At 67.2% G+C, this 15,851-nt stretch carries 17 protein-coding genes; 5 read left to right on the forward strand and 12 right to left on the reverse strand.

What is annotated here, in order from left to right:
• Positions 1-9: 9 nt before the first annotated feature.
• Positions 10-273, reverse strand: coding sequence for a hypothetical protein (locus GO986_RS00625; RefSeq protein WP_157457298.1), 264 nt, complete (start codon positions 271-273; stop codon positions 10-12).
• Positions 274-488: 215 nt separating this feature from the next.
• Positions 489-1,040, reverse strand: a complete 552-nt coding sequence (locus GO986_RS22745; RefSeq protein ID WP_232337325.1) for a hypothetical protein — start codon at positions 1,038-1,040, stop codon at positions 489-491.
• A 152-nt stretch (positions 1,041-1,192) separates the two neighbouring features.
• On the opposite strand from GO986_RS22745, the gene GO986_RS00635 reads away from it, so the two are divergent.
• Positions 1,193-1,615 (forward strand): hypothetical protein, encoded by a 423-nt coding sequence (locus tag GO986_RS00635; protein WP_157457299.1) that lies wholly within the window; start codon positions 1,193-1,195, stop codon positions 1,613-1,615.
• Between the two features lie 112 nt (positions 1,616-1,727).
• Here the strand turns inward: GO986_RS00635 and GO986_RS00640 are convergent, their stop codons facing one another.
• Together GO986_RS00640 and GO986_RS00645 are read right to left on the reverse strand one after the other, a co-directional pair.
• Positions 1,728-1,958 carry a hypothetical protein gene (locus GO986_RS00640; protein WP_157457300.1) on the reverse strand — a complete coding sequence of 77 codons (231 nt, stop codon included), beginning with the start codon at positions 1,956-1,958 and terminating at the stop codon, positions 1,728-1,730.
• Between the two features lie 68 nt (positions 1,959-2,026).
• A complete protein-coding gene (locus GO986_RS00645; RefSeq protein ID WP_157457301.1) occupies positions 2,027-2,890 on the reverse strand; it encodes a sulfurtransferase in 864 nt (287 codons plus the stop codon).
• 145 nt (positions 2,891-3,035) lie between these two features.
• Between GO986_RS00645 and GO986_RS00650 the strand changes: the two genes are divergently transcribed.
• Positions 3,036-3,479: a SufE family protein gene (locus GO986_RS00650; RefSeq protein WP_157457302.1), complete on the forward strand. Its 444-nt coding sequence runs from the start codon at positions 3,036-3,038 to the stop codon at positions 3,477-3,479.
• A gap of 113 nt (positions 3,480-3,592) precedes the next feature.
• Here GO986_RS00650 and GO986_RS00655 read toward each other — a convergent pair whose 3' ends face one another.
• The 4 genes from GO986_RS00655 to GO986_RS00670 all read right to left on the reverse strand — a co-directional run bounded on the left by GO986_RS00655 (position 3,593) and on the right by GO986_RS00670 (position 7,849).
• Positions 3,593-4,126 carry a hypothetical protein gene (locus GO986_RS00655; protein WP_157457303.1) on the reverse strand — a complete coding sequence of 178 codons (534 nt, stop codon included), beginning with the start codon at positions 4,124-4,126 and terminating at the stop codon, positions 3,593-3,595.
• Positions 4,127-4,384: 258 nt separating this feature from the next.
• Positions 4,385-4,981, reverse strand: coding sequence for an RdgB/HAM1 family non-canonical purine NTP pyrophosphatase (gene rdgB / locus GO986_RS00660; RefSeq protein ID WP_157457433.1), 597 nt, complete (start codon positions 4,979-4,981; stop codon positions 4,385-4,387).
• Positions 4,982-5,298: 317 nt separating this feature from the next.
• Positions 5,299-6,687, reverse strand: coding sequence for a D-alanyl-D-alanine carboxypeptidase/D-alanyl-D-alanine-endopeptidase (locus GO986_RS00665; RefSeq protein WP_369409050.1), 1,389 nt, complete (start codon positions 6,685-6,687; stop codon positions 5,299-5,301).
• 82 nt (positions 6,688-6,769) lie between these two features.
• Positions 6,770-7,849 carry a methyltransferase domain-containing protein gene (locus GO986_RS00670; RefSeq protein WP_157457304.1) on the reverse strand — a complete coding sequence of 360 codons (1,080 nt, stop codon included), beginning with the start codon at positions 7,847-7,849 and terminating at the stop codon, positions 6,770-6,772.
• A gap of 78 nt (positions 7,850-7,927) precedes the next feature.
• Between GO986_RS00670 and GO986_RS00675 the strand changes: the two genes are divergently transcribed.
• Genes GO986_RS00675 through GO986_RS00685 form a run of 3 tightly spaced genes read left to right on the forward strand, consistent with a single transcriptional unit; the run spans position 7,928 to position 11,432 of the window.
• Positions 7,928-9,343, forward strand: coding sequence for a TrkH family potassium uptake protein (locus GO986_RS00675; RefSeq protein ID WP_157457305.1), 1,416 nt, complete (start codon positions 7,928-7,930; stop codon positions 9,341-9,343).
• Between the two features lie 13 nt (positions 9,344-9,356).
• Entirely contained in the window at positions 9,357-10,745 is a 1,389-nt protein-coding gene (locus GO986_RS00680; RefSeq protein ID WP_232337326.1) for a TrkH family potassium uptake protein, read from the forward strand.
• 27 nt (positions 10,746-10,772) lie between these two features.
• A complete protein-coding gene (locus tag GO986_RS00685; RefSeq protein WP_157457306.1) occupies positions 10,773-11,432 on the forward strand; it encodes a potassium channel family protein in 660 nt (219 codons plus the stop codon).
• Between the two features lie 79 nt (positions 11,433-11,511).
• On the opposite strand, the gene GO986_RS00690 is transcribed toward GO986_RS00685, so the two are convergent.
• The 4 genes from GO986_RS00690 to lptB all read right to left on the reverse strand — a co-directional run bounded on the left by GO986_RS00690 (position 11,512) and on the right by lptB (position 15,729).
• Positions 11,512-11,670 carry a hypothetical protein gene (locus tag GO986_RS00690; protein ID WP_157457307.1) on the reverse strand — a complete coding sequence of 53 codons (159 nt, stop codon included), beginning with the start codon at positions 11,668-11,670 and terminating at the stop codon, positions 11,512-11,514.
• 25 nt (positions 11,671-11,695) lie between these two features.
• The gene (locus tag GO986_RS00695) at positions 11,696-12,895 is read right to left on the reverse strand and encodes an extracellular solute-binding protein (protein WP_157457308.1); all 1,200 of its coding nucleotides are present in this window, start codon (positions 12,893-12,895) and stop codon (positions 11,696-11,698) included.
• A 278-nt stretch (positions 12,896-13,173) separates the two neighbouring features.
• Positions 13,174-14,928 (reverse strand): DUF3084 domain-containing protein, encoded by a 1,755-nt coding sequence (locus GO986_RS00700; protein ID WP_369409051.1) that lies wholly within the window; start codon positions 14,926-14,928, stop codon positions 13,174-13,176.
• A 12-nt stretch (positions 14,929-14,940) separates the two neighbouring features.
• Positions 14,941-15,729 carry an LPS export ABC transporter ATP-binding protein gene (lptB, locus tag GO986_RS00705; RefSeq protein ID WP_439648685.1) on the reverse strand — a complete coding sequence of 263 codons (789 nt, stop codon included), beginning with the start codon at positions 15,727-15,729 and terminating at the stop codon, positions 14,941-14,943.
• Positions 15,730-15,851 lie beyond the last annotated feature (122 nt).

The following is a 15,851-nucleotide window of genomic DNA, read 5'->3' on the forward strand; positions in this document are numbered from 1 at the left end:
GCCCGCACTTCAGCTCTGGGTCTTGGGGTCCAGGCCTTCCGCTGTTTCCAGGGCCAGGTTGGCCTCGGTCATAGAGGGATCGCCGCCGCTGACCAGGGCGGCAACTTCCGCGCTGCTCAGGCCTTCCCCGGAGGGTGACGGCACCCCCGGAGCGGGCGGCAACTCGTCTGGCATCGGCCCCTGATCGGCACCCTGCGCTGACGCAGCGGGGAAAGTATGTGGGGCCAGGGTGGGATTAACAGGCAGGGCCTCGCGGTCGTCGCTGGGGGTCATGCCTCAGGGTGAGGCCTCTCTGTCATGGCCAGCTGATAGCGCGCTCAAGAAACGGTGATGAAGTGAGGGCGACCCGGTTCACCCAGCCAGTCAGTCTGCTGGTTTGACCCGCTTGCCGCTTCCACAACAGAGCGCTCCCTTGGCTTGCCGGGACCCTCCGTGCCTCTCAGACGAAAACGCCCCAGCGTGATGCTGGGACGCTGAACCTCCTGGCTTCAGGCCTTGTGGCCGGGCGTGCTGGCGCTGTCATCGCCAAAACTCCAGATGTCCAGATCGTCCAGTGCGCCGCCGATGCCCTGAAGCTGCTGCAGGTCCTCGGCCTTGACAGGCCCCTGGTTCACCTTGTCGTCCCGGCCGATGGCGCGGGCCATCACGTCCTCGGGGACGGCGGCCATCAGGCGCTGCAGTTGCTCGGGGGTCACGTCCAGCAGGGCGTCCGACAGGATGGCGTCGGGCACATCGGCCTGCACCGCCGCGCGGGCTGAGGCCACCGCCTCGGCGCTGACTTCCGGGCGCACAGCGTCGGGGTCATCCAGGGCTGCGGTGCCGGGGGGCGCGGCGAAGACTGGCGCGGCGACCACCGGGGCGGCGGCCACTGCGGCCTGTGTCTGTGGCCTTTCAGGCGTGGGCACCACGCGCACCCCCGAAGGCCGGTCAGACGACGGCGACGGTGGCGGCGCAGCAGGGGTGCGGGGACGGCGCTGTGACAGGCGCCAGACAAGGACCAGCACGGCCAGCACCACCAGGGCGACAAGGACTCCCATCATGAAGGTCAGCTTAGATGGCGTCTTCTAACACTTTTCTGAATCGGGGAAAGAGGCGCAGTCTGCCCGCTGTTTTCATCGACTGCACGGCGATATGGCCCATGCGTTGATTGCTGCTTGGCGGTCTGGTGGCCTGTGCGGCCCCAGAGCCTAAGGTGGCCCAGTTTCTTCAGCTGATGCGGGAAGACGACGCCGCAGGGGCCCGTGCCAAACTGATCCGTCAGGGGTTTCGGCCCCTGCCCAGTCCACAGATCAACAGTCGGGCTTACGCCAACCACCACTTTGAAGGCGAGCTGTTCGGCGGCGCTGTCAAGATCACGCTGAGTTATCACCCTGACACGCTTTCACAGCTTGATGACATCGTTGCCGTGCCTGCGCCGCAGGACACGCGCACAGCCCGGCAACTGTGCGCGGCCTGGACGCGGGGCCTGACCGACCTCTGGAACAGGCGACCTGAAGACTTTGGTGCGCTTCAGTACGGCTGGGCGACCGAGCGGGCCGTCCTCGACTGCACGGGTTCGCCAAAGGACAAAATAGACCTGCTGGTCGTCTGGCGGCCACAGCCTTCGACACCCTGACGAAGTCTGGCGGTGCGGTTGACCAAAGCTGACGTTGCCCACAGCGCTGCCGCCCAGGCCGCTGCACCTGCGCCGCCGCGTATGAAGGGGACCGGCCGATGAGCCCTGGACTTCAGCCTGGAGACGTTCTCCTTAGCGCCAGCAGGTCCAGTTCCCAGGCCAGCGCCTCATACAGGTCGCCCGGCACCTCGGGCAACCAGGCCGCGCCGTCCAGGGCGTCTTCCAGGGTCTCAAAGGTGTGGGTTTGCCCCTGGAACACCAGCCCAACTTCTCCGCTGTGCAGCAGATTCAGCCGCAGTTCTCCGCTCTCCCCAACCACCCGCGCAAAGCACCGCCTGACCATAGGGCCAGCCTAACGGAAAAGGGCGGCCAGCCCAGACCGGACTGACCGCCCTCTGCCCCAGCGGCGCCTTAAGCTTCGCTGTAGGTCTTCTCGATAGGCAGGCCCACGGCATTGCCCCACTCGGTCCAGCTGCCGTCGTAGTTGCGCACGCTGGGGTAGCCCAGCAGTTCGCGCAGCACGAACCAGCTGTGACTGCTGCGCTCGGCAATGCGGCAGTAGGCGATGACGTCCTTGTCGGGGGTCACACCTTCGCCCTCGTACAGCGCCTTCAGTTCGTCGGCGCTCTTGAAGGTGCCGTCCTCGTTGGCGGCGCGCGCCCAGGGAATCGAGCGGGCACCGGGAATATGGCCGCCGCGCAGCACGCCTTCTTGCGGGTAGGCGGGCATGTGGGTCACCTTGCCCGAGAACTCGTCGGGGCTGCGGACATCTACCAGGGCGCCAGTGCCGCTCTTGACGCTGTCCAGATGGCCCTTAACCTCGTCGCGGAAGGCGCGCAGCGAGTCGTCGCGGGTCAGGGCCGGGTACTGGGTGGCTTCCACGCTGGGAGCGTCGGTGGTCTGCTCGCGGCCCTCGGCGACCCACTTCTGGCGGCCACCGTTCATGAGCTTCAGGGGGTTTTTGACGCCGCTGTACGACAGGAACCAGTAGGCGTAGGCGGCCCACCAGTTGCTCTTGTCGCCGTACAGAATGATCTGGTCATCTGCCCCGATGCCCAGGCGGCCCAGCAGGGCGCTGACCTCTTCCGGGGTAATAAAGTCGCGCTCAACGGGATGCCACAGGTCAGTCTGCCAGTCCAGCTTGACGGCACCGGGAATGTGGCCGGTGTCGTACAGCAAAATGTCTTCGTCCACTTCTACGAGGCGGAGGCCGGGGGTGTTCAGGTTCTGGGCCACCCAGTCTGTGCTGACCAGAACGTCTTTTGCGTAATCCATGTGTGTGCCTCCTGTGGGATGAAGCTTAAAGGGTCGTGCGCGTTTTGCCTCCGGATTGTACCCCTGTCCAGGACTTATTGACAAAAGTGGTCAACTGGACAGGCCACCCCAATCCCCCCAGGTGGACGGCGCTACAGTGGCAGCCATGAGCGACGCCGCCCCTCTGCCCGAAAAGCTGCAAAGCATTGTCAATCTGTTTCGCAGCGCGCCCAAGCCGCTGCGCCTGCAAGCGCTGCTGGAATACAGCAAAAAGCTGCCCGGCCTGCCCACCAAGTACCTGGAGCACCCCGAGTTCCTGAAGCCTGTGCCTGAATGCACCAGCCCGTTCTTTCTGGTGACCGAGCAGGACGAGGCGGGCGGCATGCACCTGTACTTCAAGGTACCCGAAGAGGCGCCTACAGTGCGCGGTTACGCGGGCATCTTGCATGAGGCGCTGGACGGCGCTCACCCCGACGAAATTCTGAATATCCCCGACCAGTTTTACATGGACATGGGCCTGACCGAGCTGATTACGCCCATGCGCCTGCGCGGCATGGGGGCCATCCTGATGCGCCTGAAAAACGACGTGCGCGAACACGCCCAGGGCTAAGGCAAGACTGAGAACGCCGCACTGAATCCGAAGAGCGGCCTCGGTTCTCATGCACTCAGCTCAGGAGAGAAAGCCAGCACGATCAGACCTTCGCTCCTGGGCTAAACCCGTTATTAATCGTCGCCAGGCAGCACCCCGGCTAGCGCCCAGACGGTCAGCCCCAATCCCAGCCCGTAAGCCAGGTGGGCGCCCAGCCGGTTGGCATGTCCGCGCGCCGGGCTGCCGGCCGGACCATCTTGCAGGCCCAGCAGCGGCACCAGCCCCTCGTCTATCAGGGCCCAGAGGCCCACGCCAAAGGCGGCGCCTTTCAGGGGATTTCCGCGTCCAGCCAGCGCGCCGTAGAGCGCCCCACTGCCCGCACCCATGCTCCAGTGCACCGCCTCACTGAGGGCGGCGCGCGTCTGTTTGCCTGGCGGGTGGCCCTCGGTTTTCTCGTAAGCCACGCGGCCCAGGGCGGCGGTGCTGCTCTCGCCGGGTTCGTGCTGCTGCCCCACCAGGGAAATAGAGTGCTGGTCAGGCTTCTTATCATCCTGGCCGCCGCTGTCGCCCTCTAACTTCGGGGCCACCCGTGTCCAGTACTGCCCCATGGCCAGCGTGCCCACGACCCCGCCCAGCAGACCAGCCACCAATGTTCGGTATGCGCTCATGGGGCCACCGTAGGCAGGCCAGCGCAGGACAACAGCGGTCAGCCTCCCTCTTTCAAGAAACGCTGACCGCCGGGTTCACAGACGCTGAAGATCAAAGGTGCAGTGGGCCAGAAGCCCTGGCAACATCAAAGGCACTGGACAGGAGGCACCTGTCTCTGGCTATACAGCCGCCTTGAACGGCGGCATAGAGCGGGAAAACGCCAGCCTGCCCTGCAGTGAAGCCACCGACTTCTGAGCGCTGCGGGCTGAGCCCTCTGATCAGTCGCGGGTCACGGGCGGGGCGCCGCGCACGGGGCTGCCGTGCTGGTGAACCTCCAGCAACTTTTTCAGCGCCTGACCACGGTGACTCAGGGCGCGCTTCTCGGCCACCGTCATTTCGGCCAGAGTGCGGGTCTGCCCTACCGGGACAAACAGGGGGTCGTAGCCAAAGCCGTTGTCGCCGCGCGGGCCTTCAAGCAGGGTGCCGGGCAGTTCGCCCCGGTAGGTTTCCACGTGCCCGTCTGGGTAAGCCAGGATGACCACCGACACGAACTTGGCGCGGCGGTTCGCCTGTCCCCGCAGTTTTTCCAGCAGGTAGACGTTGCGCTCTGTGTCATTCTCGCGGTTGCCAAAGCGCGCCGAGTAGACGCCAGGTTCGCCGCCCAGCGCCTCGACCTCAATGCCGCTGTCGTCGGCCAGCGCCGGCTGACCCGTCATGTGAGCCACAAAGCAGGCCTTCATGGCTGCGTTTTCCTCGTAGGTGCGCCCGGTTTCGGGGGGCAGCGGCAGACCGCCCAGGGGGCTGAGCGTCCAGTTCACGCCCGCCAGCGCCTCCTCTATTTCCCGCACCTTGCCGGCGTTGCCCGTCGCCAGCATGACCTTCTGTTCTGCGCCGTTTTTCACATTTCCGAGTCTAGAGGCTGAGCCTGGCCGGCGCGTGAAGGGCGTCCCGAGGCCGCTGGGTGTGCCCCCGCACCGGGGGGAGAGGCACGTTTGCCCCAGACCGATCAACCTGCAAAGAGGCTCAGGACACCTCTGATTGGGCCTCCAAAGCTGCAGAGTCGGTCAGGGTTAGCCGAAAAACGATGCCGATAGAACTGCCTGTCAGTGAACTGCCCGACAGAGACTGGTATCCGAAAAGGTGTATTTGATTTGTCCCACCACCCCCGCCATTCCTTCCATCCTTCTCTGCCTTAGTAACTGGCCGCCAGGGCGCGCACCAGATCGTCCTGGGCCGCGCGCAGGGTCAGGATCGGTGCGTCTTCTGGACCGTTCATCAGCACCGCAAAGGCCAGCGGGTGCCCACTGCGCGCCGTCACATAGCCGGCCAGGGCACTGACCCCTGGGAGGGTGCCGGTCTTGGCCCGCACGTCCAGCCCCGTGCCGACCAGCCGCCCGGCCAGGGTGCCGCCGCGCCGCACCCCGGCTGGCGTGGCGGTGCCGGTCCCAGCCTGCGGCAGCGCCTCTATAAAAGCGTTGCCGCGCGTGCGGTAAAGGGCCGCCGGGAGCCCGGCGCGGCCCGGCAGCGGGTGCGGCAGGTCGTACTGCACGCGCAGCAGCGTGACCAGGGCGCGCGGGGTCAGGCGGTTGCCCCGGCTCAGGCCACTGCCGTCGGCCAGCGCCACGCCAGTCAGGTCCAGCCCCATACGGCGCAGCCATGTCTGCTCACGCGCCAGGGCACCCGCGCGGGTGCCGTTGCCGCTGGGACGGTGGGCCAGGGTGCCCAGCAGGGCCTCGGCCAGCGCGTTGTCGCTGGGACGCAGGGTGGCGGCCAGCAGACGGTACGGCGAGGCGCTGCGCACGCTGGCCACCCCCTGTTCGGCGCGGCGGGCAGGGGGAATCAGGGGGTCAGGAGCAAGCGGCTGCCCGCGCTCGTCCGTGCGGGCTGGCGGAAAATAGGGGACATCAGCCGGAGCCGAGGGAACGTCCTCTGAAGCCAGCTGAATCCCGGCCCGCCGCAGTTCTGCTTTCAGCACAGCGCCCAGCCGCGTGCGGGCCTCGGCGGCGCTGAGGGGCGGGCGGGTGCGCCACTCGGCCAGGCGCAGGGCCGTGACCGGTTCGCCTAGCAGGTCATTGGGCCAGCCTCCAGCCTTCAGCACCTGATCGTCCACACGCACCTCGCCCACCTGCCGGACACCGCGCGCGGCCGCCTGCTCCGCCAGCGCCCGCAGGCTGTAGGGCCCCGTGACGCCCAGGCCAGGGTCACCGCTGCCGCGCAGGGTCAGACTGGACACCTGGGCGCGGCCCACCTGCGGGGCCGGCACCGTCAACTCGGTGGTCCAGAAGCCTGTGGCCCCGCCCCGTTCGGCCAGCACGCTGGCGGCCGTGACCAGTTTGGTGGTGCTGGCGGCACTCAGGCTCTGGTCTGGCCGCTGCGCCTCCAGCACCGCGCGCGTCTGGAGGTCCAGCACCAGCACACCCACCTGCACGTTTGCGGGCACAGCGGCCAGCGCCGCCCTGACCGGCGCGCTCAGCCCCGGTTCGCGGCTCAGGCGCAGCGGCGCTGACACCACAGGGGCCTGCGCGCTGCTCATGCCCAGCCAGCACACCAGACCCAGCCACATACGGCGCAGGAACCACAAAAAGGAGGCTGCAGAGAAAAGCCTCCGGGCCATCAAGCTCGCCTCTGTCCCCACCCGGCCGCGCTCTGACACCCCAGCCCCCCTACACCCGCTTACTCAGCAGATAAGCCTTCGGATGGTGTCCCCCACTGGCCACCTGAAAGAGTTCGTGGGCATGCCACTTCTGCTGGGCACTCAGCACGCGCTCGAACAAACGAATCTCATGGGTAATCACACACAGGCGCCCGCGCTGGCTGGTCAGGCGGTGCATCTCGTGCAAGAAGGCCGGATACAGCGCTTCATTGTCTGTGTGCGTGCTGATGGCGTCGCCCCAGGGCAGGTCCGCCATCACGAGGTCAAAGGAGCGGGCCGGCAGTTCCGTGTGCAGGGCGTCCCGCACCGCCACCTCGATCTCGCGCCCCGCCGCCTGAATGTTGCTTTTCGCGCAGCGCACGGCCTCGGGGTTCAGGTCTACGCCCACCATGGCGGCGCTGGGGCCCATCAGGTCGCGTTCTATCAGCAAGGTGCCGCTGCCGCTCATGGGGTTAAAGATGCGGTCCTGGTCGCGCTGGCCGGCCAGCTTGTGCGCCGCGTAGGCCACCGTGGCATTCAGGCCGCCCGCCATGTTGCACACCCGCCAGGGCCGCGCGCTCAACGGTTTGGGGGTGATCCGCGCCAGCACGTCCCAACCGGGGCCGTCCTCCTGGGGCCGCAGCCGAATCAGCAGCTCGCCGTCCTGCGGGTCGTGCGGGAGATTCAGACCTGTTTGCAGTTCCTCGGCCAGCCGCTGCATGACCCCTGACTCCTTGCCCGCCGCACCCAACCGGAACGAGCGGTGCCCGCCGACCTCGGCCACCCCCAGCAGAAAGTCCGTCAGTTCGCCCAGTTGCTGATTGCCCAGCAGCCCGCGCGGCCTCGGCACGTCCCAGCTGCGAATGCGGTAGGCGGCCACCACCGAACGCAGGCGGGACAGGCGCTCGGGGTCGCCGGGATACCAGAAGCGCAGGCCCCGGATATCGCGCGCCAGCGGCACCGTGTCCAGCTCGGTGACCGCCACATGCTCCAGGCCGCGCAGCGCTTCCAGCTCGTATTCGTGGGCCGGCTGGCGGGTGCGGTGGTCCGGCTTGGGGCGCGGGGAGCGCCGGGAGAAGGCGGGGCGGTCAGGGCGGGCGGGGCGCGGCATAGCAGAACAGTATAGGGCGCCGCAGGAGCCGTGCCCCATACACAGGCTGGGGCCGGGGCGTACAATCCGGGCCGTTCTATGACCCGGCCCTCTCCGCCCCCGCGCCCCCTGACCTCTGGACGGGCCAACCGCACGCCTTTGCTGTTGCGGCTCAGCCCCCCCCAACTGATTGCGCTGTCGTTCGCGGTGGCCATCCTGGTGGGGGGCGCGCTGCTCAGTCTGCCCATCACGCATGGGCTCAACCCGGACGGCACGCGGCGCAGCGTCAACTTCTTGCAGGCGCTGTTTACCGCCACCAGCGCGCTGTGCGTCACGGGCCTGAATGTCATTGACCCCAGCAAGGATTTCAACCGGCTGGGGCAGACCATCATCATGGGGCTGATTCAGATCGGCGGCCTGGGCATCATCACGCTGGGGACGGCCTTCGCGCTGATTTCACGGCGGCGCCTGAACTTTACCGAGCGCCTGCACGCCGCCCATCAGGTGAGTGCCCTGAATGCAGGCGGGGTCCTGGGCCTCATCCGCTCTATTTTCATCTACACCTTTGTAATTGAGGGCGTGGGCGCGGCGCTGCTGGCCCTGCGCTTTGTGCCCCAGGAGGGCTGGGGCCCAGGCCTGTTCTACGCGCTGTTTCATTCGGTCAGCGCCTTTAACAACGCTGGGTTTGCGCTGTACAGCGACAACGTCATGGGCTTTGTGGGTGACCCGCTTGTGAGCTTGGTGCTGGCCCTGCTCATCATCCTGGGGGGCACTGGCTTCCTGGTTCAGCTCAATGTGACCGCCCACCTGCTGAGCGCCCGCCGTACCCGCCTGATGGTCCACAGCAAGCTGGTGCTGACCATGATGGCCGCTCTGCTGCTGCTGGGGACCCTGGCGTATCTGGTGCTGGAATGGAACAACCCCAAGACTCTGGGCCCACTGGGACTGGGGGAGCGCCTGCTGGCCAGCTTCTTTCAGAGCGTGACCACCCGCACGGCTGGCTTTAACACCCTGGATTACGGCGCGATGGGGCTGACCACCCTGTTCATCACAATTATTCTGATGTTCATCGGCGCCAACCCCGGCTCGACAGGCGGCGGCATCAAGACCAGCACCTTTTACGTCATGATGGCCTCGGCCTGGAGCATGGTGCGTGGGCGGCGTGACACCATCCTGTTTCAGCGGCGAATTGACACCGACACCATCCTGCGCGCCATGACCGTCGGCCTGCTGAGCATCGGTCTGGTCAACCTCATGTTGATTGCGCTGCTGCTGCTGAACACCCGGCCCGACGTGCTGTTCGTCAACCTGTTTTTCGAGGCCGTCAGCGCGTTTGCCACCGTCGGGCTGAGCATGAACACCACGCCGCTGCTCAATCCAGAGCAGCATCTGGTCCTCATTGCACTGATGTTTCTGGGGCGTATTGGGCCACTGACCTTTGCCGTGGCCTTTAACCGGCCCCAGGGGGGCGCCCTGGTCCGTTACCCCGCCGACAAGGACATTCTCATCGGATGAGGAGGCCCGCCGTATGAAACTGCCCAGCCTGCGCCGCCGCATGGCTCGTCGGCCCCGGCGGGGCCTGCTGACCCGGGTGCGCCCCCCACAGCTGATTGCGCTGGTGTATCTGCTGGGCATCGCCCTGGGCACCGCCGCGCTGCACCTGCCCGGCATGACGCGCCCGGAAGCCAACCTGTCCACCGTGGACCTGCTGTTTACCGCCACCAGCGCGGTGTGTATTACGGGCCTGGTGGTGGCGGACACCAGCGAGGCCTTTACCCGCGCCGGACAGGTCACGATTCTGGTCCTGGCGCAGATTGGGGGGCTGGGCATCATCACCTTCGGCACCCTGTTCGCCCTGCTGGCCGGGCGGCGCGTGAATTTCAGCGAGCGGCAGCACCTCGCCCAACAGGTGAATGCGCTGAACGTGGGCAGCGTGCTGGGCCTGGTCCGAATCATTTTTCTGTACACCTTGGCGGCGCAGGCGGCGGGCACCCTGCTGCTGTCGTGGCGTTTCGTGCCGCAGTTCGGGCTGGGCGAGGGCCTGTATCAGGCGGTCTTTCACGCCATCAGCGCCTACAACAATGCGGGGTTCGTGGTGCTGCCCGGCGGCATGACGCCGTATGTGGCCGACCCGCTGGTCAGCGGCGTGATTGCCCTGCTGATTGTGCTGGGCGGGCTGGGCTTTCTGGTGCAGCTCAATCTGATTACCCACTGGCAGGCGCCCCGGCGTAACCGCATGCTGGTGTACAGCCGCCTGACCCTGTGGACCACGGGCGTGCTGCTGGTGGCCGGCACTGGCCTGCTGCTGGCACTGGAATGGGCGCGGGCGGGCACGCTGGGGCCGCTGTCAGCCCCCGCCAAGCTGCTGGCCGCCTTTTTTCAGAGCGTCACGCCGCGCTCCGGGGGCTTTGCCACTGTGGACATGACGGCCCTGAGCAGCGCCAGCATCTTTCTGATGGTGGCCCTGATGTTTATCGGCGCCAACAGCGGCTCGACGGGCGGCGGCATCAAGACCAGCACCTTCGCCATTTTGCTGGGCAGCGCCTGGAACCTGATTCGGGGCCGCACCGAACTCGTGGTGTTTGGCCGGCTGGTGCTGCCCGAGAACGTGGTGCGCGCCGGGACGATTACGACGATCTACACCCTGCTGGTCTTCGGCTCGTTTTTTCTGATGCTGGTCACCAACCCGGCGCTGGGCTTTACCCCGCTGCTGTTTGAAACGGTCAGCGCCGCCGCCACCGTGGGCCTGAGCCTCAATGTCACGCCGCACCTGAACGACGCCGGCCTGCTGATTCTGAGCACCCTGATGTATCTGGGGCGTATCGGCCCAGTGACATTTGCCGTGGCCCTGAACCTGCGCCAGCCACCCGTGAAAGGCGTGAAGTATCCCCCCGAACGTGACATTCTGGTGGGCTGAGCCCCCTCACCTCAAAGGACTCTTCTGATGAAAAGTAAACAATGCCTCGTGATTGGGCTGGGCCGCTTTGGCACCGCCGTCGCCACCACCCTCTATGAGATGGGCCATGAGGTCGTGGCCATTGACCAGCAGGAGGAAAACGTGGAGCGGGTGATGAATCTGGTCACATACGCCGCCATCGTGGACGCCAGCGACGAGCGCGCCCTGCGGACCCTGGGCGTGGGCGACTTCGACGTGGTGGTGGTGGCCATCGGCACGGACGTGCAGGCCAACATTCTGGCCACCATGAATGCCAAGAGCCTGGGCGCGCCCTACGTCGTGACCAAGGCCATTGACGAGATGGCCCGCCGGGTCCTGGAGCGCATCGGGGCTGACCTGGTGATTCGGCCCGAACACGACATGGGCGTGCGCCTGGCCCGTCAGATCGCCACCCCCAACATCGTGGATACGCTGGACCTGGGCGGCGACTACGCCATTGTGGAAATTGAGGCCAATGAGCGCTTAAAAGGCACCCTGCGCGACCTGAACCTGACCGGCCGTTTCAGCGTGCAGGTGATTGCCATCAGCCGGGCGGGCAAGATTGAGGTGACCCCCCGCGCCGAGGACGAGCTGCGCCCCCACGACAAGCTGGTCGTGATCGGCACCAGCCACAACCTCGACGACCTGCGCCGCTACCTGGGGGAATAGCCTAGACCCAGGGACCAAGTGAAGCAGACAGATGGATCGCAGGTGCTTCAGTCTCTCACCGCTTGAGATACTACGTCCCTTACCGGCCGCCTTGTAAGGCCACCACCAGCGCAGCCAGCAGCGGCAGCAGGGCGCCAAGGCCCCACACCACACCCGCGCGGGCCAGGCCGGGCCGCCACAGGAACAGCAGCAGGGCGGCGGCCGCCAGCAAGGTCAGGAAAAGGTAAGCCAGGCTCACGGGGGAAGTTTAGCGCGGCGGGCCTTCACTTTTCGGCGCGGGTCTGGGCCTCGTCCAGGGCCGCTTTCGCACTTAATTTGCCGGTGGTGGCCTTGAGCAGGGCGTCTTCCATCAGGGCAATCCAGCCCGCGTAGTCCGGCGTGGTAGGGCGCGGCACGGCGCGGGCAATCTGGGCGTGGGCAGCCTTGAGCTGCGGGTTCCTGGCGTACCAGTCCTCCAGCAGTGGCCCAGCCGCGCGCCGGGGCGGCACATAGGCCGTAGTCTGCACCCAGTTCGCCAGGCGGGCGGGCTGCATCAGAAATTGCCAGAAGGCCAGGGCGCCGGCCTGTTCACCCGCAGGGGTACCTGCCGGCACCGCCAGGGTCGCGCCGCCCAGCGGCACGGTGCAGGCCCCTTCCTTTTCGCAGGGAAAGGGCGCCACGCCCAGGCTGAAAAACGGCAGCTTGCGCGCGTCGATCCAGTTGGCCACGCTGGCCAGCACGAAGATATTCTGCCCACGCGCAAAGTCAAAGGCCGCGCGGGTGGCCTCGTTCAGGGTGCGGGGCTGAGCCTGGCCAGCGGCGCTCATGCGGGCCAGCTGGGTCAGGGCCTCCACGGCGTCCGGGCTGTTCAGGCGCGGCGCACTGCCGCTGACAAGCGCGCCGCCGCGCGACAGCACATTGGCTTCAAAGGTCCAGGCGTCGGCGGCGGCCACCAGCGGGCGCCGGCCCCCAGTCGCCAGGGTGCGGGACTGCGCTTCTAACTGCGCCCAGGTTTCGGGGGCGTTCAGGCCCGCCCGCTTCAGGGCGCCCGCGTTGTACAGCAGGACCGGCACACTGACATTCCACGGCAGGCCGTAGGTGCGCCCGCCCAGCTGGCCCGTGCGCCACACCGCCGGGTAAATATCGTTTTGCAGGGCGTCTGGCAGGGCCTCGGCGGCGCGGGTGAGGTCAGTCAGGCGACCAGCAGCGGCCAGCGCCGGAAACTGCGTGAATTCCAGCTGCACCAGCGCGGGGGCTTTGGCGGTGCCAGCGGCGGCCTGCAGCTTGGGCAGGAGTTCGCGGTAATTGCCCTGGGCCACTGGGACCACCTCATACGTGTCCTGAGCAGCGTTGAACTCGCGGGCGTAGGTGGCCACCGTGCCCTGCACGCCGGTCATGGCGTGCCAGAACTCCACGCGCACAGGGGCGGCGCTGGCGGGGGCGGCGGTCAGGGCAAGCAGAGCAGTCAGGGCCAGGCGGCGCATGCGGGCAGCATACCGGGGCCGCCTGACGCCAAACGGACGCCAGGGCTCTTTGTGGGAGAGAGCGGCTGGAAGGAGGTGCGTGCCTGCCCTAGAGAGGCATTAGCCGTACAGGACAGCCGAGCAGCCCAACTTCACACGGTTCCACGGATCTCTTGCCAGAACGAAGTCAAGTATCAGGGCAAAGAGACTTACTCAACAACCCAAAAGCCAAAGAATGTGATGGCATTAGCCCCTGAGGTAAAGAGCCCCTTGCCACGGCATCAGCAGCGGCCTGCCTCTTACGGCAGCACGGGATAGAGGTCCACCCGGCTGCCGGGCTTCACGTCACTACGGGCGGCAATCCCTACGACGGCTGTGCCACTGCGGCTGTTCAGGCGGGTGAGCAGGTCCACGAACTCGTTGACATCCAGGCCCTGCACATATTCACTGGGCACTCCGCGCGAGGTCACGTCCAGCACGGCGTCTTTCACAAGGTCGCTGATTTGTTCCTGGAGGGCGCGGGGGCTGGCGCCCAGGCTCACACTGGCCCGGCGAATAATCTCGTTGCTTCGGAACAGGGTGGTGTTGGGCCGGGCGTCGCAGGTGAGTTCGACTGGCAGGCCGGCGGCAGCGTTCTGTGCAGCGCGGCACTGCACGAAGGTGCTGACGTTCAGGCCGCGCAGCTTGGTTTCCAGGGCGCTGCGGGCACCCGCACTCAGGCGCACGGCGGGTGTGCCGCGGGCGCCCCGGCCCAGGGCGCTGCGCCCGGCGTCTTGCAAAAAGGTGTCGAGGTTTCGCACGCTGGGCACCACCGCCGCGTACACCAGTTCGTTCTTGGGGTAGGCCAGGTCGGTGTTGCGGGTGGCACTCAGCTCGGCGCGGCTGCTGGAATACTCGTCTTGCAGCTTGCCCAGACTCTCGCGGGCTTTGGCCAGGTCGCGGCCCAGGGCCTCGTTGCTGTTTTTCAGCTCGGCCTGCTGCACCTGCAAGGTCTTGAGGTCGGCGCGGACTTTGGCCGCCTCGCGGGCCGCCTGATCGCGCTGGGTCTGCAGGGTGGCGCGCTCGGTGGTGAGGCGGGTCACGGCCGCCTGCGCGTCTTTCTGCTGGGTCTGCGCGCGCCCCAGGTCGGCCCTGGCCTGGGTCAGGTTGCGGTTGGCCTGGGTCAGCGCCTGACTGGCCGTTTGCCGTGAGGCTTCCAACGCCTGAACCTGGGCCTGGGCCTGACGGGCCTGCGTCTGGGCGGCCTGCGCCTCGGCCTGGGCAGCGCGCGCCTGCCCCTGGGCACGCGCCTGGGCCTCACGGGCCTGCGTCTGGGTCTGCGCGGCGCGGGCCTGCGCGGTCTCGGCGGCACTCTGGGCCGCTTCGGCGTCGGCCTGGGCCACCTGGGCGCGGGTCTGAGCGGCCTGCGCCTCATATTCAGCCAGGGCCACGCGGGCATTGAGGTCAACCACCTGGGCGTCCAGGGTCTGCGCGCGGGTCTGACTGGCGTTCAGGGCGGCCTCGGACTGCGCCAGCTGGGCGCGGCTCTGGGCGGCGCGGGCTTCGAGCTGCTCGCGGGTGGCTGTCAGGGCGCTCACGCGGGCCTGCAGGCCGGCGGCCTGGGTCTTCAGGGTCTGCTCGGCGGCGCGGGCCGCGTTCAGGTCCCGCCGCGCGGCGCTCAGATCGTCCCTCGCCGCGCCCAGGGCTTTTTGGGCGGTCTCCTGCTGCCCGCGCAATTTTGCCGCTTCCTGCTGGGCCTGGTCACGCGCCTGCTGGGCGGCCTGCTGGGCGGCCTGGGCCGCGCGGATGTCCAGCCGCAGCGCCTCCAGCTGAGGACGCAGCTGATCGGCCTGGGCAATGGTGTTCACCGCCGAGCGGTTGAGCAACAAAAATGCGGCTAGACTCGCCGCGCTGATGCCCATGCCCGACAGCACCGCCACCACCAGTGCCGTCTGTTTGGGCCGCAGCCCAAACCAGCGCAGGTGCCGGCGCCCGGCCTTGCGCGCAATGGTGTCGGCGGCGTAGGCCACCACGCCGGACAGCACCACCACAAACGGCAAAAACAGCCACAGCACAGCTTCTTCTCCTTACAGCTCGAAGTCGTCGCCCAGGTAATGCTGCCGGGCGTCCTGGTCCTGCGCAAACGACTGCGGGGTGCCTTCAAACTTCACTTCGCCGTCGTACATCAGATAGACGCGGTCAGTCAGGGCAATGGTCTCGCGGACGTTGTGGTCGGTGATAAAGACGCCCAGGCCCCGGCGGTCCCGCAGTTCCCGGATCAGGCGCTGAATCTCGCGGATGCTTTTAGGGTCTACGCCCGTAAACGGCTCGTCCAGCAGCAGGTAATCCGGGTCGGTGGTCAGGGCGCGCGCCAGTTCCAGGCGCCGCCGCTCGCCGCCTGACAGCTGGTAGGCGTAACTGCCCGCCAGGTGCGTCAGGCCGAATTCGGCCAGCAGGGCGTCGGCGCGCTCCTCCTGCTCGCCTCTCGGCAGGCCCTGGTATTCCAGAATGGCCAGCAGGTTGTCACGGGCTGTCAGTTTGCGAAAGGCGCTGGGTTCCTGCGGCAGGTAGCCCAGGCCCAGCCGGGCGCGCTCGTGCATAGGCAGGCGGGTCACGTCGCGCGTGCCCAGCGCAATCCGGCCGCCGCCAGGGCGGATAAAGCCCACCAGCATATAAAAGGTGGTGGTCTTGCCGGCGCCGTTGGGCCCGAACAGCGCCACAATCTCGCCGGGTTCCACGCGCAGGCTGACATTCCGCACCACGGCGCGGCGGCCATAAGTCTTGCTCAGGCCTTCGGCGTGCAGCACCGGGCGGGCGGCGCCGGGGGCCGCCTCCAGGCCAGGCGCGGCGGGCACAGGTGAAGCGGGAACAGTCACAGCTGGCAGCGTAGCACGCGCCCCAGCCGCGTCCCGTGAGCATCTGGTGGGAGAAAAAGGCGCGGCCCAGGCCCTGAACCGGTTTAGTCAAAAGCGCAGGAAGACGAGGGCGCTGGACAAGA

Source organism: Deinococcus arboris, assembly GCF_009755355.1.
Taxonomy (GTDB): Bacteria; Deinococcota; Deinococci; order Deinococcales; family Deinococcaceae; genus Deinococcus; species Deinococcus betulae.